The organism is Streptomyces sp. M92, from assembly GCF_028473745.1.
GTDB lineage: Bacteria > Actinomycetota > Actinomycetes > Streptomycetales > Streptomycetaceae > Streptomyces.
On record NZ_CP101137.1, the window covers coordinates 1,358,643 to 1,377,401 of the forward strand.

At 72.1% G+C, this 18,759-nt stretch carries 10 protein-coding genes; 5 read left to right on the forward strand and 5 right to left on the reverse strand.

Annotated features, from left to right (window positions below):
- The first annotated feature begins 82 nt into the window (after positions 1–82).
- Positions 83–2,317 carry a CDP-glycerol glycerophosphotransferase family protein gene (locus M6G08_RS06035; protein ID WP_272586156.1) on the forward strand — a complete coding sequence of 745 codons (2,235 nt, stop codon included), beginning with the start codon at positions 83–85 and terminating at the stop codon, positions 2,315–2,317.
- Entirely contained in the window at positions 2,314–4,002 is a 1,689-nt protein-coding gene (locus tag M6G08_RS06040; RefSeq protein WP_272586157.1) for a glycosyltransferase family 2 protein, read from the forward strand. The genes M6G08_RS06035 and M6G08_RS06040 overlap by 4 nt, the downstream gene beginning before the upstream one ends.
- A gap of 222 nt (positions 4,003–4,224) precedes the next feature.
- Here the strand turns inward: M6G08_RS06040 and M6G08_RS06045 are convergent, their stop codons facing one another.
- From M6G08_RS06045 to M6G08_RS06060, 4 genes are all read right to left on the reverse strand, one after another.
- The gene (locus M6G08_RS06045; RefSeq protein ID WP_272586158.1) at positions 4,225–5,673 is read right to left on the reverse strand and encodes a putative glycosyltransferase family protein; all 1,449 of its coding nucleotides are present in this window, start codon (positions 5,671–5,673) and stop codon (positions 4,225–4,227) included.
- Between the two features lie 104 nt (positions 5,674–5,777).
- Entirely contained in the window at positions 5,778–10,718 is a 4,941-nt protein-coding gene (locus M6G08_RS06050) for an NAD-glutamate dehydrogenase (RefSeq protein ID WP_272586159.1), read from the reverse strand.
- 716 nt (positions 10,719–11,434) lie between these two features.
- Positions 11,435–12,109 carry an HAD family hydrolase gene (locus tag M6G08_RS06055; RefSeq protein WP_272586160.1) on the reverse strand — a complete coding sequence of 225 codons (675 nt, stop codon included), beginning with the start codon at positions 12,107–12,109 and terminating at the stop codon, positions 11,435–11,437.
- A gap of 51 nt (positions 12,110–12,160) precedes the next feature.
- Entirely contained in the window at positions 12,161–12,679 is a 519-nt protein-coding gene (locus tag M6G08_RS06060) for a DUF6912 family protein (RefSeq protein WP_272586161.1), read from the reverse strand.
- A gap of 315 nt (positions 12,680–12,994) precedes the next feature.
- Here M6G08_RS06060 and M6G08_RS06065 point away from each other — a divergent pair, with 315 nt between their 5' ends.
- On the forward strand, positions 12,995–13,726 hold the full coding sequence (locus M6G08_RS06065; protein ID WP_272586162.1) for an Rv3235 family protein: 732 nt from the start codon (positions 12,995–12,997) through the stop codon (positions 13,724–13,726).
- Positions 13,727–13,828: 102 nt separating this feature from the next.
- On the opposite strand, the gene secA is transcribed toward M6G08_RS06065, so the two are convergent.
- Positions 13,829–16,675 carry a preprotein translocase subunit SecA gene (gene secA, locus M6G08_RS06070; protein WP_272586163.1) on the reverse strand — a complete coding sequence of 949 codons (2,847 nt, stop codon included), beginning with the start codon at positions 16,673–16,675 and terminating at the stop codon, positions 13,829–13,831.
- 277 nt (positions 16,676–16,952) lie between these two features.
- Here secA and M6G08_RS06075 point away from each other — a divergent pair, with 277 nt between their 5' ends.
- Positions 16,953–17,522 (forward strand): GNAT family N-acetyltransferase, encoded by a 570-nt coding sequence (locus M6G08_RS06075; RefSeq protein WP_272586164.1) that lies wholly within the window; start codon positions 16,953–16,955, stop codon positions 17,520–17,522.
- 56 nt (positions 17,523–17,578) lie between these two features.
- Positions 17,579–18,754, forward strand: coding sequence for a winged helix-turn-helix domain-containing protein (locus M6G08_RS06080; RefSeq protein ID WP_272586165.1), 1,176 nt, complete (start codon positions 17,579–17,581; stop codon positions 18,752–18,754).
- Positions 18,755–18,759 lie beyond the last annotated feature (5 nt).

An 18,759-nucleotide genomic window follows, 5' to 3' on the forward strand; every position in this document is an offset into this window, starting at 1 on the left:
AATGCCACTATGGCCGGACGAACGAACAGGAGTGTGCCGGGAGCCACGACGGCGAAGCGACGACGGTGAAGGAGTCCCCGCGATGTCCGAGACACCGAAGACACCGGAGATGTCCGAGACCCCCGACCTCAGCGTCATCGTCCACGGCCGCAACGTCCAGGACCACCTGCCCGCCCTCCTCGACACCCTCGACGCCCACCCCCTCACCGGCGTCGAGGTGATCGTCGCCGCCGTCGGGGACTGGGCGCGGGAGGTGGCCGAGCGGCACACCCCGGCGTTCACCGTCCTGCCGCTGCCGGACGGGGCGGGCGACGCCGCGGCCCGCGCCGCGGGGGCGGCGCGCGCCTCGGGCCGATGGCTGCACTTCGTCCACGCCAAGGACGGCGTACCCGCCGGCGCCCCGCGCACGGTCGCCGAGCACACCGCGGATCTCCCCGGCACGGTGGACGTCCTGCTCCTCGACCACGTCCGCGGCACCTGGCGGACCTCCGGCCTGCCCTCCCCCGACGGCCCCCGCCTCGCCCGCGCGGCCGGCTCCGCACTCGCCCTCGACGACCACGCGCCACTGCTCGCCACGACCCCGCTGCTCGGCAACCGCGCCGTGCGCGCTGCCTTCTGGCGGGCCCACGAACGGCTCCTCACCACCGACGACGAGCCGTTCGCCGCGTACACCGCCCTGCTGCTCGCCGACCGCGTCGCCTGCCTCCCCCACCCGGCGTACGAGGACCGGCGGCTGCGCCCCGAGAGTCTGCCGCCGGTCCCGCCCGAGGCGCACTACGCCCTGGTCGAGCGCTACGAGCGGCTCCTCGACCTGTCCGCCGCCCGCCCGGCCGTCCACGCCGCCCTCTACGACCTGATGGTCCGCGACTGCCTGCGCGCGCACGCCCGCGCCGGGATGCCGGACGACGTCGCGCGGGAGTTCTTCCACCGCGCGTCCCTGGCCGCCCGGCACCACCTCCCCGAGGGCCACCGGCGCCGCACGGGCCTCGAAGGCGTACGCCGGTCGCTGCTGGAGCGGGACGCGCACGCCGAGTACCGCGCGCTCCAGGCCGCCAACCGCACGCGCCGCCGGGTGCGGTCGGCGGCCCGCACCGCCAGGCACCGCGCCGGGACGGGGTTGCGCGCCCTCCAGTACCGCCGGGCTCTCGCCGAGCCGGTCGACCAGCACCTCGCCGTCTTCTCGGCGTACTGGGCGCGCGGCGTCGCCTGCAACCCGGCCGCCATAGCCGCCAAGCTCGCCGAGCTCGCCCCGAGCGTGCGTCCGGTGTGGGTGGTCACCGCGGCGGGCGCGGCCCTGTTGCCGCCCGGCACCGACCACGTCGTCCCCGGCACCCGCCGCTACTGGGAGGTGCTGGCCCGCGCCAAGTACCTCGTCAACAACGTCAACTTCCCGGACGCGGTGGTCAAACGCCCCGGCACCGTCCACCTCCAGACCCACCACGGCACCCCGCTCAAGCGCATGGGCCTGGACCAGATGCCGTACCCCGCCGCAGCCCGCGGCCTCGACTTCCAGGCGCTGCTGGAGCGGGTGGACCGGTGGGACTTCAGTGTCAGCGCCAACAGCCACTCCACGCGCATGTGGCAGCGGGCGTACCCGTCCCGCCACGTCTCCCTCGACCACGGCTATCCGCGCAACGACGTCTTCTACACGGCCGGCGCCGCCGACGTCCGCGCGGTCCGCGAACGCCTCGGCATCGCGCCCGGCCGCCGGGCGATCCTGTACGCGCCCACCCACCGCGACTACGAGGCCGGCTGGACACCCCGGCTGGACCTGGCCGCGCTCGCCGACCGGCTCGGCGAGGACACGGTCCTGCTGGTGCGCGCCCACTACTTCTACGAAACCGCCGCCTCGCCCCTGACGGGTCTGCGCCGCACCGGCCGGATCATCGACGTCTCCTCCTACGACCCGGTCGAGGAACTGTGCCTGGCCGCCGACGCGCTGGTCACCGACTACTCGTCGATCATGTTTGACTACGCCAACCTGGACCGCCCGATCGTCATCCACGCCGACGACTGGGAGACGTACCGCACCACCCGCGGCGTCTACTTCGACCTGACGGCCGATGCCCCGGGCCCGGTCGCCCGCGACCAGGCCGAACTGACCGAGATCCTCACCACCGACGCCTGGCGCGACGCCCGCGCGGCGAAGGCGCGGGCCGCCTTCCGCCGCCGGTTCTGCGAGTACGACGACGGCCGCGCCGCCGAACGCGTCGTCCGCCGGGTCTTCCTCGGCGAGGACGAACGGACGCTGCCTCCCGTCCTGCCGATCGAGGAACGCACCCCGGCCCCGACCCCCGAGGAGGCGACCACGTCATGAGCACCGACCGGGCGACGAACACGACCCCCGACGTGACCGTCACGGTCATCGTCTACAACGACGCCGAACGCCTCCCCCGCGCGGTGGCGTCCGTGCTGCGCCAGACCCACGCCGACATCGAGGTCGTCATCAGCGACGACCACTCGACGGACGCGACCGAGGAGGTGGCCCGCGAGCTGGCGGCCCGCGACCCCCGCGTCGTGTACCTGCGGCTGCCGGAGAACAGCGGCGGGTGCAGCGCCCCGCGCAACCGGGCCCTGGACATCGCCCGCGCGCCGTACCTGATGTTCCTGGACAGCGACGACGAACTGCCCGAGCGCGCCGTCGAGGTACTGCTCGCCGCCCACCGCGAGCGCGACCTGGACTTCGCGATGGGCGCGGTGCACCGCATACGCGTGGACGGCGGACGCCGTACGACGTGGATGCCGCACCTGGTCGCCGAGCGCCGCACACTCGACGGCATCGAGGCCGACCCGCGCCTGCTCTTCGAGCACCTGTCGACCAGCAAGATGTACGCCCGCGCCTTCCTCGACCGCCACGAGCTGCGCTTCCCCGAGGGCATCCACTACGAGGACCAGCTCTTCTCGGCGCAGGCGTACTGCCTGGCCAAGACGTTCACCGTCGTCCCCGAGCCGGTCTACCGCTGGTACGTCGCGCCGTACGCGGTCTCCGAGACGGCCTCCATCTCCAACCAGCGGCACAAGCTGACCAACGTCCGCGACCGCGTCCACGTGCAGCGCCTCATCGACGGGTTCCTGGCCGAGAGCGGGCACGAGTCGCTGCGGGAGGACAAGGACTTCAAGTTCCTCAAGCACGACTTCCGGATGTACGCCGGTGACCTGCCGTACCGGGACGACGCCTGGCTCGCGTCCTTCGCGGACATCGTGGTCCCGTACCTCGACACGCTCGCCCCGGGCGCCTACGCGCGCCTGCCCCGCGACGAACGGGTGGTGCTCCAGCTGGTCCGCGAGCGCCGCCTGTCCGACGTGGGGATCGCGGCCCGGGGGCTCGGCCACGGTGTGGCCCCGCGCCACATCACGCCGGACGCGGCGGACGGGCGCACCTACTGGGGCGAGCAGGTCCCGCGCTCGGAGCCGGCCCGGCGCGAGCTGGACCTGACGGAGCTGGAGCTGGACACCCGCCCGTTCTTCGGCGCCCGGCTGCGTCACGAGATCACGGACGTCTCGCGCGGCCCCGGCGCCTCGGTCGACCTGACCGTCCGCACCTACGACCCCGCCCTCCGCCTCCCCGTCGGCCCCCAGCGCGCCGTACTCCACCTCGCCCCCGGCCGCCGTCGCCTCACGGTCCCCTTCCGCCTCTCGCCCGTCCGCCCCGGCGTCTTCGAGGGCAGCGTGCGCCTGGACCTGGCGGCGGCCCGCCTCCCCCTCCAGGGCTTCGAGGGCGTCCGCCATCCCGTACTCCGGCTCCACCACCAGGGCCGCACCCACACGGGGCTCCTCCTGGGCCCCCTCGCCTTCCCGCCTCTCACCGCCCGGGTCCCCTACCGCTCGGGCACCCTGCCGCACCGGGTCACGGTGGAACCGGAGGGCCACAACCCGGGGCGGCTCCAGCTCCGCTGGCAGCCGGTCGGCGCCACGGCGACGGTCATCCGCCCGGCCCTGCACCGCCTGGCCACCCCCCGCGTGCGGCGCGCGGCGCGCCTGGCGTCGGGCATCCTGCACTGACCGCCGCTGCGGGCAGTCGTGCCCCCAGTGCCTTGACGGCCTGGGAGGTACCCCCAGGGCGGCACGGGGAGGGCGGTGGGGGCACCTCCCGCTCATGGAGCCCCTCCCGCGCGAGCGAAGCCGAGAGTGGGGGAGGCACCCCGCAGCGCCGGGCCGCGACACCCACCCCCGACGCCCGCACCAGCCCCGTTCACCTCACCGCCACGCCGTCGGCCACCCCGCTCACCCGACCACCGCGTACAGCACCTCCCCACCCGGCCCCCGCGCCACCACCCGCAACCCCTCAACCCCCCGCAGCCCATCCCCCCGATCCACCACCCACCGCACCCCGTACTCCCGCAAGATCCCCCGCCGCACACTCCCCTCCGCCCCCTCCGAGAAGTACGCCCGCACCGCCCCCGCCCGCTCCCCCTCGTCCCGCAGGAAGAAGTCGGGATACCCGGGAGCCACGGTGTACGCCCCGTACGCCGGAATCTGCCGCGAGGGAAACTTCCGCGCCATGACCACGTCCCCGTACCCCACCCACGGCGTGATCCAGCGGTACCCCGCCCAGGGCTCCCGGTACTTCGCCTCGACCACCCCCGGCAGCAGCCCCCGGTCCACCACGTACCCCAGCGTCCCCGCCTGCGCCCACGCCCCCGCCGCCAGCGCCGCGCCCAGCACGCACGCCCACACCGTCCGCGCCGCCCGCCGGCCCGGCCCGACCACCTCCAGCGCCGCCGCGAGCTGCGCCGGGATCAGCGCGGCGGGCAGCGCCCTCCCCCAGGACCAGTGCCCGGTCACCCCGCCCGCCACGAAGACCACCGCACCCAACGCGAAGAACAGCACCAGGACGTCGCGCCGGTTACGCCACCACCGCACCCCCAGCGCCGCCACTCCCACCAGCACCAGCCAGTACCGCCCGGGCAGCTCCCGGTACAGCGACCGGTGTACCGCGTCCATCCCGTCCCCCGCACCGAGCAGGGCGAAGAAGTCGTAGTACGGCCAGGCCCACAGCACCACCAACCCCAGCACCAGACCCGCGCCCAGCCGCCCCCATACCCGCCACCCCGCCCGGGAGCCGAGCACGACGGCGAGCACGCCCAACGAGGCGACGACTCCGGAGAACTGATGGACGAGCAGGATCACCGCCCACAGCACCCCGCACCCGGCCCAGACCCACCGACCGGCCGGCCGCCGCGCCGGCCACGCCCACAGGTGGAACGCGAGACCGAGCGCGAGCACGCTCGGGTAGGCCACGGTCAGCGCGAGGGAGTGGAAGCCGAGGAAGCCGCTCCAGCTGAACTCCTCCGTGCCCCACAGCAGCACCAGGCACAGCAACGCGAGCGGCGGCGCCGCCGGGTGCCCGCTCAGCGTGCGGACGTACCGCCACACCCCCGTCGTCAGCACCCCGAGCGCCATCAGCGCACCGATCCGCAGCACGACGAAGACCGAGAAGCCGGTCAGCTCGGCCAGCGCACCGAGCAGCACCGTCCACGGCGAGTAGTAGGGGCTCGGCGTGTCCGCGTCGACCAGGGGGTTGCCGGGGTCGGTGAGGCTGTGCCGCAGTCGTTCGACGGTGGCCGCGTGGATACCGAGGTCACCGGCCCACGGCAGTCGGACGACGGCCAGGAGCAGGAGCAGCAGGAGGACGAGCGCGGCGACGCGTGTCGTCCAGAGACGCCCAGTCACACGGTCACCCTATACGGGGCATTACACCCACATCGGACATGAGGCGCCCCGGGCCGCAGGACCCGGGGCGCCTCACTCGGCTGTGCGACTACGGCGTCACGCCGTCACGAGTGCGTGCGCAGCAGCGTCCGCATCGTCCGCATGGCCACGGACAGGTTGGAGAGGTCGAACGTCTCCGAGTTGTGGATCTCCTCCAGCGTGGTGCGGGCACGGCCGAGGATCGCCGCGTTCTTCTGCTCCCACGCCTTGAACCGCTGCTCCGGCGTGGACGTGCCGTTGCCGGCCGCCAGCACATCGGCGGTGAGCGCCGCGTGCGCCGCGTACAGGTCCTCGCGGATCGCCGCGCGGGCCATGGACTGCCAGCGGTCGTTGCGGGGCAGATCGCTGATCCGGTCCATCAGCTGGGTGACACTCAGCCGGTCGGCGAGGTCGTAGTACACCTCGGCGACGTCCAGCGGCTCCTTGCCCATGCGGTCGGCCACCGACACGATGTCCAGGGTCGGGAAGGCCGAGGAGAAACCGGCCACCCGGGTGGCCGGCTCGTCCGGCACCCCGGCGGCGGTCAGCTCGTCGTAGATGTGCTGGTACCACTCCGCGTCCGCGCCGCGCAGCAGCTTCGGCAGCTGCGACCAGACCTGCTCGACGCGCTCGGCGAAGAAGTCCACCGTCTCGGCGAGCTCCAGCGGCTGCGGCCGGTTGTTGAGCAACCACCGCGTGCCGCGCTCGACCAGGCGCCGCGAGTGCAGCCGGATGCGGGTCTGGACGGCGGCCTCGACCTTGGTGTCCAGGGCCTCCACCGCGTCCCACACCGGGGAGGAGCGGAAGATCGCCCGGGCCGCGGTCTGGGCCCGCACGATCTCCTCCAGCGACGCGCCGGTTTCCTCGCGCATCCGGTGCAGGTACGTCGTACCGCCCGTGTTGACCGTGTCGTTGACCAGGACGGTCGTGGTGATCTCGCGGCGCAGCGGGTGGCCGTCGATCTGGTCCAGGAACTGTTCGCGCAGCGCCGTCGGGAAGTAGGCGTGCAGCAGGCCCTTGAGGTACGGGTCGTCGGGCAGCGAGGTGTGCAGCAGCTCCTCGGCGACCGTGATCTTCGTGTACGCCAGCAGTACGGCCGTCTCCGGGCCGGTCAGGCCCTGTCCGGCGCCGAGGCGTTCCCGGATCTGGCGGTCGGTGGGCAGGAACTCCAGGGCCCGGTCGAGGCTGCCCTCGCGCACTAGGTGGCGCATGAAGCGCTGCTGGGCGTGGAGCATGTCGTTGGACTGGGCCAGGGCGTTGGCGATCGCCGTGTTCTGCGCGTAGTTGTTGCGCAGGACCAGCGCGCCGACCTCGTCGGTCATCTGGGCCAGCAGCTTGTTGCGCTGCTTGACGGTCATGTCGCCGTCCTTGACCAGACCGTTGAGCAGGATCTTGATGTTCACCTCGTGGTCGGAGGTGTCCACGCCCGCGCTGTTGTCGATGGCGTCCGTGTTGATCTTGCCGCCGGTGCGGGCGAACTCGATCCGGCCCAGCTGGGTCAGGCCCAGGTTGCCGCCCTCGCCCACGACCTGGACGCGCAGGTCCTTGCCGTCGACGCGGATGGCGTCGTTGCCCTTGTCGCCGACGTCGCCGTTGGACTCGGTGGACGCCTTGACGTAGGTGCCGATACCGCCGTTCCACAGCAGGTCCACCGGGGAGCTGAGGATCGCCTTCATCAGCTCGGCCGGAGTCATCTTGGTGACGCCGGCCTCGATCCCGAGGGCCTCGCGCATGTGGGCGTTGACCGGGATCGACTTGGCCGAGCGCGGGAAGACGCCGCCGCCCGCCGAGATCAGCGCGGTGTCGTAGTCCTCCCAGGAGGAGCGCGGCAGCTCGAACAGACGGCGCCGCTCGGCGTACGAAGTGGCCGAGTCCGGGTTCGGGTCGACGAAGATGTGCCGGTGGTCGAAGGCGGCGACCAGGCGGATGTGCTCGGACAGCAGCATGCCGTTGCCGAACACGTCGCCGGACATGTCGCCGATGCCGACGACGGTGAAGTCCTGGGTCTGGGTGTCCACGCCCAGCTCCCGGAAGTGCCGCTTGACGGACTCCCAGGCGCCGCGGGCGGTGATGCCCATGCCCTTGTGGTCGTAGCCCGCGCTGCCGCCGGAGGCGAAGGCGTCGCCGAGCCAGAAGTTGTAGGACTCGGCGACCTCGTTGGCGATGTCCGAGAACTTCGCCGTGCCCTTGTCGGCGGCGACGACGAGGTACGTGTCGTCCTCGTCGTGCCGGACGACGTCCGCCGGGTGTACGACCTCGCCGGCCACCATGTTGTCGGTGATGTCGAGCAGCGCCGAGATGAAGGTCTTGTAGCTGGCGATGCCCTCGGCCATCCAGGCGTCGCGGTCGACGCCCGGGTCCGGGAGCTGCTTGGCGACGAAGCCGCCCTTGGCGCCGACCGGCACGATGACGGTGTTCTTCACCATCTGCGCCTTGACCAGGCCGAGGATCTCGGTACGGAAGTCCTCCCGGCGGTCCGACCAGCGCAGACCGCCGCGCGCGACCTTGCCGAAGCGCAGGTGCACGCCCTCGACACGCGGCGAGTACACCCAGATCTCGAACGCCGGACGCGGCGCGGGCAGGTCGGGGATGGCCTGCGGATCGAACTTCATGGAGACGTAGTCGTGCGGCCTGCCGTCGCTCGTCTTCTGGAAGAAGTTCGTCCGCAGCGTCGCCTTGATCACGGTGAGGAAGGAGCGCAGGATGCGGTCCTCGTCGAGGCTGGCGACCTGGTCGAGGGCGGCGTCGACCTCTTCGAGCAGGGCGTCGACGATCTCCCGCCCGGCGCGCTGGCGCTCCGGGGCCATCCGCGCCTCGAAGAGGGAGACCAGCAGGCGCGTGGTGTGGACGTTGTTGCGGAGGGTGTCCTCCATGTAGTCCTGGCTGAACGTCGACCCGGCCTGCCGCAGGTACTTGGCGTACGCGCGCAGCACCATGGCCTGGCGCCAGGTCAGGCCGGCGCTGAGCACCAGGGAGTTGAAGCCGTCGTTCTCCGCCTGCCCGTTCCAGGTCGCGGCGAAGGCCTCCTGGAAGCGCTCGCGGGCGTCGTCGCCCAGGTACTCGGCGCCGCCGGCCACCGACTTCGGCATGCGCAGGCCGAAGTCGTAGATCCAGGCCGTGCTGCGGTCCGCGCAGCGCAGCTCGTAGGGCCGCTCGTCGGTGACCTCGACGCCGAGCCGGCTGAGCACCGGCAGCACCGCGGACAGGGAGACCGTGCCGCCCTTCTGGTAGATCTTGAACCGGCGCTCCTCGGGCGCGGCGCCGACCGGCTCGTACAGGCTCAGCGCGAAGGTCTTCTCCTCGTCGAGCCGCTCCAGGTGACCGAGGTCGGCGACGGCGGAGCGCGGGCCGTGGTCGGCCTTGTAGCCCTCCGGGAAGGCGCTGCCGTAGCGGCGCAGCAGCTCCGCCGCGTGCTCCTCGCCGAACTCGGCGGTCAGCGCCTCGGCGAACCCGTCGGCCCAGGAGCGGGCGGCCTCGACGAGACGGGCCTCGACGCGCTCCTTGTCGGCGTCGGACAGGTGCGGCAGCTCGGTGCCCTGCGGGACGCGGACCACGAAGTGCAGCCGGGACAGGATGGACTCGGTGTTCCAGGCCGTGAAGTCGACGCTGGTGCCGCCGAGCTCCTCCTTGAGGATGTCGATGATCCGCAGCCGGACGCCGGTGGTGTAGCGGTCGCGGGGGAGGTAGACGAGGGCCGAGTAGTAGCGCCCGTACTCGTCCTGGCGCAGGTAGAGCCGCAGCCGGCGGCGCTCCTGGAGGTAGAGGACGGAGGTGACGATGGACTGGAGCTCGTCGGGCGGCGTCTGGAACAGCTCGTCGCGCGGGTAGGTCTCCAGGATCTGGAGCAGGTCCCGGCCGTCGTGGCTGTTGGGCGAGAACCCGGCCCGCTCCAGCACCTCCTCCACCTTGCGCCGGATCACCGGCACCCGGCGGACGGACTCGGTGTAGGCGGCCGAGGAGAAGAGCCCGAGGAAGCGGCGCTCGCCGACGACGTTGCCGTTCTCGTCGAACTTCTTGACACCGATGTAGTCCAGGTACGACGGCCGGTGCACGGTCGCCCGGCTGTTGGCCTTGGTCAGCACCAGCAGCCGGTGCTCGCGGGCCTTGGCCCGGGCGTCGGCCGGGAGCCGCTCGAAGGAGGGGCTAACGGGGTGGCTCTCGTCAGTCGCGTGGTGCGGGTCGGAGCGCAGGATGCCGAGGCCGGTGCCGGGGACGGCGGCCAGGGAGTCGTCGCCGCGCAGCTCGTACTCGCGGTAGCCGAGGAAGGTGAAGTGGTCGTCGGCCAGCCAGCGCAGCAGCTCGCGGGCCTCCTCCAGCTCCCGCGGCGGCAGGTCGCCGGGGGTCGGCTCGTCGGGCAGTCCCTCGGCGATGCGGACGGCGGCGTCGCGCATCTTGCCCCAGTCCTCGACGGTCTCGCGGACGTCGTTGAGGACGCGCAGCAGGTCGGCGGTGATCTGCTTCAGGTCGCCGCGGTCGGTCTCGCGGTCGATCTCGACGTGGATCCAGGACTCGACGTGGGCGTCGTGCGGCAGGTCGGCGGAGGGGCCGCCGGTGAGCACCTCGACGAGCTTGCCGGTGAGGTCGCGCCGTACCACGATCTGCGGGTGGACCACGACGTGGATGCCGCGGCCCTGCCGGGTCAGCTCGTTGGTCACGGAGTCGACGAGGAAGGGCATGTCGTCGGTGACCACCTCGACGACGGAGTGGCTGCACGTCCAGCCGTTCTCCTCGACGGTCGGGGTGTGCACCCGCACGTTCGCCGTGCCCTGCGGGCGGTTCTCGGCCAGCCGGTAGTGCGAGACGGCGGCTCCGAAGACGTCGACCGGGTCGCGGTCGGTCAGGTCCTCCGGGGCGGTGTGCCGGTAGTAGCGCCTCAGGAACGCGAACACGGATGCCTGGTCCGGGGTGCCCGGCGTGCCCTCGTCCGTCGTCCCAGTCGGTAGGTGCCCCCCGACCGGGCTGTTCTCAGCTACCCGCGCAGCCCTGTCGAGCAGCTCGGCCTTGGCTTCGTCCAGCTTGGTCTGCATTGTCCTCTGGCTCCTGTCGCGCGCCGTTGCGTGACGTTGAAGGAAGTACGGTCTCCTGCCTTCCGGCACGTCCTCGGGACACGGGGTGTCCGGTCCGTTCAGACGCTATGCCGCAAGGTGAGAGGAGCGGGGGCATATCAGCCAATGTCACCACGTTCACCAGGTGTGACGTCGCTCTCGTCGTCACCGTCCGGGGAGTGCGCGGCGTCGTACCGGGGGCCTGCGATGCCCCGTCCCGCCCGCGAAGACCAGCGACCGCCGCCCGGACACGGATGTCGTCCGTGCTCACCGGGCGCAGGGCGGGGGCAACGGTGCCCCCGCGAGCTATCGCGCTGATCACGCCACAAGGCTATCGCTCCCCGCCGGGACCGCGTCACGACCCGTATGTGTACAAAACCAGGACCCGAACTTTGACGTTCTGCACAGAGACACCGCCCCGGCGTAACCGCGGACAGCGGCCGCGCCCCTCTGGCTGCGGGCAGTCGTGCCTCCCCCATTCCGGAACGGCCTGGGAGGTACCCCCAGGGCGACGGGGGTCTCCCCGCTCATGGGCCCCTCCCGCGGGAGCGAAGCCGAGCGTGGGGGAGAAGCCGAGAGTGGGGGGGTGGGCGCAGCCAGGGCCGCAGCGCCGGCCGCGCGACCCATCCCCGACGGCCGCACCGCCCCGGGTCAGCACACAACCGCCGTCTCCTCGGTCCCGCACCCCGTCGGCAGCCTCACGCCGCCAACCGCGCCGCCTCCACGACCGCCTCCGCCAACGTGTCCACGACCGGCACCCCGGCCCCCTCGAGACTCGCCCGGCTGTGCGACCCCCCGGTGTAGAGCACGGCCCGCGCCCCCACCCGCCCCGCGGCCACCGCGTCGTCCGAGGCATCCCCGATCACCACCGTGCGCGCGGGATCGACCCCCGCCGAACCGGCCAGCGCGGCGATGTGCCGCACCATGTGCTCCGCCTTGCTGCCCCCGGACGGCCCGGTCCGCCCGTCGACGCGTATGAAGTGCGACTCGATCCCGAAGCCCTTGACCAGCGGCACCAGCTCGTCGTGCCCGTACATGCTGAGGATCGACTGGCTGCGCCCCGCCGAGCCCCAGTCCGCGAGCAGCTGCGCCGCGCCCTCCGCGAGCCCGCACCGCACCCTGTGCTCGGTGTAGTGGCGCTGGAAGGTCGAGTCCATGAGCTGCCACTCGGCGTCGGTGGGCAGCCGCCCCATCAGCCGCTCGTAGAACTTCGGCACCGGCACGCAGTACAGCGCCCGGTACTGCTCCAGCGTGATCGGCGACAGCCCCAGCTCGGCGAAGGCCGCGTTCGTCGCACCGATGATCGCGTCGTTGTCGTGGAACAGCGTCCCGTTCCAGTCCCAGACGATGTGCGCCCCTGTCTGCATCCCCATGCCAGAAAACGTACCCGCCGCCACTGACAATCAAGGCGGGCCGCCTCGGCGTCAGTCGCCGGCGGCCTCGACCAGGCCCGCGATCTCCTGCGTCGCGTACCAGAGCAGCTCGTGGTCCTCCGCCCCGTCCACCACGAACTGCGCGTCGTCGTCCCCGCCGTCCGCCGCCTCGAGGGCCCCGGCCGCCGCGGTCACGTCCGCCTCGGCGTCGGCGGAGTCGACGTGCACCGAAGCCGCCTTGGCCAGCGGCAGGGGCCCGGCCACCCGCACCTCGCCCAGCGCGGCGGGACCGGACCCGCGGTCCGGGTCGGCGGTGGCCGCCCCGTCGGGCACGTCGGCGGCGACCACGACCCGGCGCCGCGGCGCCCCGGCGTCGGCCGCCAGCAGCCGCAGCGAGGCCAGCGCGGCCCGGTTGAGCGCGGCGTACTCCAGCTCCTCGGTGTCGTCCGAGCGGTACCACTCGCGCAGCGCCGGTGTGACGGCGAGGGCGACGAGCGGCCCGGTTCCCAGCTGTCCCGTCCTGTGCGCCTCGGCGAGACCGGAGAGGGTCAGGGGAACGTAGACGCGCATGGGGCTGCCGCTTTCGTGGTCGGGGGCTCCGCCGGGTGCCCGGGAAGGGCCGGGAAGGCCTTCAGGATACGTGCGGGTGTCCCCTTTCGAGTCCCCACCCGTGACGCCCGACGCGTCCACCTCCGTCCCGGAACTCACCCGGCGCCCCCGCACCACGCCGGGCCTTCCGACGTCCCGATCACCCGGATAGGTGTATTCGCCGGGCCCTCGACCGCGTCGCGCTCCTCCTTGCCGCACCGTTCCGCCGCCGCGTACAAGATCCCCGACCGCAAGTTACTGCTCGGTACCAGCCGGGCCGTCGAACCGGGAGCCCCCATGCGCAAGGTCATGACCAGGACGCAGTCCCGCCCGCTCCGCCTCGCACCGGCCGCGGCCGTCGCGCCGGCCGCCACGGCACTCGTCCCCACGGACTCCGCCTCGCGCGTCCCCGGCGCCGCGCCGCCCCGCAGGCCCGGCGGCGGCGCCGTACGGTCCACGGCACCCGGTGGCCGCCCGCCGGGCTCCCCGGGCCGGTCCCCGCGGGCCCGTACACGGCCGGCGGACACCCGCCCGTCCGCGACAGGGCCGGGCCGCGCCGTCAGGACGGGTGCGCGCACGGCTGCCGGCGCCGCTGTGCCGGGCTCCGCCGCCCCGGCCGTACGCCGGGAGGCTCCGCCCGCGGCGGGGCCCGTCGTACCCGCCCAGACCCCTCGCCGTCCCGTACCCCAGCTCCGCCCGACCGATCGCTTCGCCGAGCTGCTGCTCAACGTGCTCAGCGGCCGGCGCCCCGTCCACTCGATGCTCCGCCACACCGCCGGACGGGCCTACGACGAACTGGCCCACCTCGCCGAACGCGGCCCCCTGCGCACACGCGGCGCCCTCCCCGTCGTCCGTGACATCGGCTACTTCGAGCCCCGGCCGGGCGCCCTGGAGGTCTTCGCCCGCATCGGCGCGGGCGACCAGCTGCGCGCGATGGCCTTCCGGCTGGAGCAGGGCCGGGACCTGCGCTGGCGCTGCACGGCGGTGGAACTGGGCGGCCCCCGCAGGCCGCGCGCGATCGACGACTGATCCCTGGCCGACGGCTGAGCCCGCCCCGGGAACGGCCGAAGGGCCGGACGCAGGGAGGCGTCCGGCCCTTCGGCGGCCGCGGTGCCCGCGGGCACCGCACGGTCACTTCTTGCGGCGGCGTCCGCCCTTGGCCTGCTTGCGGCGCTCCGCGCGGGTGAGGCCGTCGGACGAGGAGCGCGCGGGCTCCTCGTCGGTGGTGAAGTCACCCTCGACGACACCGCCCTCGCCGTCCACGGTCGGCGCGGAGAAGTGCATGTTCCGGCGCTGCGGGGCGTCGAGGCCCTTGGCGCGGATCTCCGGGCGGGCGCCCGCCTGGGCCGGGACGGCGTCCTGCGCGCCCTTCTCCAGCGACGGCGCCGCGTCCTCTACCGGGACCTCCTCGACCTGCTGCTCGACCTGGACCTCCAGGTTGAACAGGTAGCCGACGGACTCCTCCTTGATGCCGTCCATCATGGCCTGGAACATGTCGAAGCCCTCACGCTGGTACTCGACCAGCGGGTCCTTCTGCGCCATCGCACGCAGGCCGATGCCCTCCTGGAGGTAGTCCATCTCGTAGAGGTGCTCGCGCCACTTGCGGTCCAGGACCGAGAGCACGACCCGGCGCTCCAGCTCACGCATGATCTCGGAGCCGAGCTGCTTCTCGCGTGCCTCGTACTGCTCGAGGATGTCGTCCTTGATGGACTCCTCGATGTAGTCGGCGGTCAGTCCGGCCCGGTCGCCGGCCGCCTCCTCCAGCTCCTCGACGGTGATCTTCACCGGGTAGAGCTGCTTGAAGGCGCCCCACAGCCGGTCGAGGTCCCAGTCCTCCGGGAAGCCCTCGGCGGTCTCCGCGCGTACGTACGCCTCGATCGTGTCGTTCATGAAGTGCTGGATCTGCTCCTGCAGGTCCTCGCCTTCCAGGACGCGGCGCCGCTCGCCGTAGATGACCTCGCGCTGCCGGTTGAGGACCTCGTCGTACTTCAGGACGTTCTTGCGGGTCTCGAAGTTCTGGGTCTCGACCTGGGACTGGGCGGACGCGATCGCGCGGGTGACCATCTTGTTCTCGATCGGCACGTCGTCCGGGACGTTCGCCATCGACATCACGCGCTCGACCATCTGAGCTTTGAACAGGCGCATCAGGTCGTCGCCCAGGGAGAGGTAGAAACGGGACTCGCCGGGGTCGCCCTGACGGCCGGAGCGGCCGCGCAGCTGGTTGTCGATACGGCGCGACTCGTGCCGCTCGGTGCCGAGCACGTAGAGGCCGCCGAGGTCCTTGACCTCCTCGAACTCCGACTTGACCGCCTGCTCGGCCCGCTCCAGGGCGGCGGGCAGGGCCGCGGCCCACTCCTCGATGTGCTCCTCGGGGTCGAGGCCGCGCTGGCGCAGCTCCGCCTCGGCGAGGTCCTCGGGGTTGCCGCCGAGCTTGATGTCCGTACCACGACCGGCCATGTTCGTGGCCACCGTCACGGAGCCCTTGCGGCCCGCCTGGGCGACGATCGTCGCCTCCCGGTCGTGCTGCTTGGCGTTGAGCACCTCGTGCTGGACGCCGCGCTTGCTGAGCTGCTGCGAGAGGTACTCGGACTTCTCGACCGACGTGGTGCCGACGAGGATCGGCTGGCCCTTGCGGTGCTTCTCCTCGATGTCGTCGACGACCGCCTCGAACTTCGCGACCTCGGTGCGGTAGATCAGGTCCGACTGGTCCTTGCGGATCATCGGCCGGTTGGTCGGGATGGGCACCACGCCGAGCTTGTAGATCTGGTGGAACTCGGCGGCCTCGGTCATCGCCGTACCGGTCATGCCGGACAGGCCGGGCTGTTCCTTGCCGTTGTGGTCGTGGCGCTTGTAGAGGCGGAAGAAGTTCTGCAGGGTGATCGTGGCGAGCGTCTGGTTCTCGTCCTTGATGTCCACCCCTTCCTTCGCCTCGATCGCCTGGTGCATGCCCTCGTTGTAGCGGCGGCCGGCGAGGATACGGCCGGTGTGCTCGTCGACGATCATGACTTCGCCGTCCAGGACGACGTAGTCCTTGTCCTTCTTGAAGAGTTCCTTGGCCTTGATGGCGTTGTTCAGGTAGCCGACCAGTGGCGTGTTCACCGACTCGTAGAGGTTGTCGATGCCCAGCCAGTCCTCGACCTTGGCGACACCGGACTCGTGGATGGCGACGGTGCGCTTCTTCTCGTCGACCTCGTAGTCGCCGGTCTCCTCGATGCCCTTGAGGGTGTTGCCGGCCTCACCCTTCTTCAGCCGTGTGACCAGTTTGGCGAAGTCGCCGTACCACTTGGTCGCCTGGTCGGCCGGTCCGGAGATGATCAGCGGCGTACGGGCCTCGTCCACCAGGATGGAGTCGACCTCGTCGACGATGGCGAAGTTGTGGCCGCGCTGGACGAGCTCGTCCTTGGACCAGGCCATGTTGTCGCGCAGGTAGTCGAAGCCGAACTCGTTGTTCGTGCCGTAGGTGATGTCGCAGCCGTACATCTCGCGGCGCTGGGCCGGCGTCTGGTTGGCCAGGATGCAGCCGACGTTCAGCCCGAGGAACTTGTGGACGCGGCCCATCAGCTCGGAGTCGCGCTCGGCCAGGTAGTCGTTGACCGTGACGATGTGCACGCCCTCGCCGGACAGGGCGTTGAGGTAGGCGGGCAGGGTGCCGACGAGGGTCTTGCCCTCACCGGTCTTCATCTCGGCGACGTATCCCATGTGCAGGGCGGCGCCGCCCATGATCTGCACGTCGTAGTGGCGCTGGCCCAGGACGCGCTTGGCGGCCTCGCGGACGGTGGCGAAGGCTTCGGGCAGCAGGTCGTCCAGGCTCTCACCGTCGGCGTACCGCTGCTTGTACTCATCGGTGAGGGCCCGCAGCTCGGCGTCGGAGAGGTCGACGAAGTCCTCTTCGATGGAGTTGACCTGGTCCGCGATGCGGTGCAGCTTGCGCAGGATCTTGCCTTCGCCTGCACGCATGATCTTCGAGAGGACGGACACGGGGGTTGGTCTCCTTGCCGGTCGGGCCTGGGACGGTCGGTTTCCTGTGACGTACTGAGCAACGGCCATCGTAAGCGAGGACCCCGCCGCCCCGGGAGCCCGCTGTAACGGGGACCATGTGCTCCTTCATCCAGCTTCCGGTCTGCCGTCACCCGGTTCAACGTCCGGGCACCGCGGATGGTGCCGCACCCGTCGACGAATCACGCGAAAAGTGACCGCCTGTTCACGCACGGCAAAAAGTTGGCGCCCACCGCGGAGCGCCCCGCAGAATCGGCCGATGGAACCCGTCACGCTCACCACCGGCCGCCTCGTCCTGCGCACGGTGGGCCCCCAGGACACCGAGGCCGTGTACGCCGCCGCGCAGGACCCCGACATCCAGCGCTGGACCACGATCCCCTCGCCCTACCTCCACGAGCACGCACGCAGTTTCACGGAGCAGATGGTCCCCGACGGGTGGGCGAACGCCTCGATGTTCACCTTCGGCCTCTTCCTCCCCGCCGGGGACCTGGTGGGGATGCTCGGCGTCACGATGATCTCCCTGGGCGTCGGCGAGATCGGGTTCTGGGGCGCCAAGGAACACCGCGGCCACGGCTACGTCACCGAAGCCGCCGTCGCCGTCTCCCGCTGGGCCTTCACCGAGCGCGCGATCGACCGCCTGGAGTGGCGCGCCGAGGTCGGCAACACGGCCTCCCGCGCGGTGGCCCAGCGCGCGGGCTACACCATGGAGGGCACGCTGCGCTCCGCGCTCAACAACAAGGGCACCCGCCGCGACGCCTGGATCGGCTCCCTCCTCCCCTCGGACCTCTCCCTCCCGTCGACGGCCCCCTACCTGCCCGCACGAACCTGACCCGCGCCCACCGCGACGCCGCCCACTGTCAGACCCACCCCCTATCGTGCCGACGTATGACGACCCTCCCGCCCCCAGCCACGGAACTCTCCGCCGACGAGGCCCGCCGCATCGCCCTGCGCGCACAGGGCTTCCTCGGCGCCCCCGACCGCCGCGCGGGCGTCCGCGGCGTCCTCCGTCACCTGGGCGCGGTGCAGCTCGACACCATCTCCGTCCTCGCCCGCTCCCACGAACTCATCCCGTATGCCCGCCTGGGCGCGGTGGGCCGCAAGACCGTCGAGGACGCCTACTGGAGAGACACCCACGCCTTCGAGTACTGGTCCCACGCCGCCTGCATCCTCCCCATCGAGGAGTGGCCCCACTTCGCCTTCCGCCGCCGCGCCTACCGCGACCGCCCGCACTGGAACCACCAGCTTCCCGACGGTGTCTACGACCAGGTCGTCAAGCAGCTCCGCACCGAAGGCCCCCTCACCGCGACCGACCTGGGCGGCGCGAAGAGGACCAGCGAGTGGTGGGACTGGTCGGGCACGAAGGTCGCCGTCGAGCGGGCGCTCATGTACGGCGAGGTGGTCTGCGTCGAGCGCCGCGGCTGGAAGCGGGTGTACGACCTGGCCGAGCGCGCCGTCCCCGCCGCCCTGCTCCACGACGACCTGGACGACACCGAGTGCCTGCGCCGCCTGGTCCGTCTGGCCGGCCGGTCCCTGGGCGTCGGCACGCGCGCGGACATCGCGGACTACCACCGTCTCAAGGCCGAGCAGGTCGACGCGGTGATCGCCGACTCGGGCCTGGTCCCGGTCGCGGTGGAGGGCTGGGGCAAGCCGGCCTGGGCGGATCCGGAGGCCCTGCTGACACCCCCGCGCGGCCGTCACCGCACGACGCTGCTCTCGCCCTTCGACTCCCTGGTCTGGGAGCGTGCCCGCACCGAGCGGATCTTCGGCTTCACCCACCGCCTGGAGGCCTACGTGCCCCGGCAGAAGCGGGTGCACGGCTACTTCGCGATGCCCGTCCTGGCCGGTGGCCGGCTCGTCGGCCGAGTGGACCCGGCGCGCGAGGGACGCACCCTGGTCGCCAGGCAGATCACGCTGGACGGCCCCAAGGCCGCCGCGCCGGTGGCTCAGGCCCTGGTCGAGGCGGCGGGCTGGGTGGACTGCACGGACGTACGGGTGGAACGGGTCGACGCGCCCGAGCTGCGCGAAGCCCTCACGGCAGAGCTGGCCCGTCTGCTCGCCTGAACCGG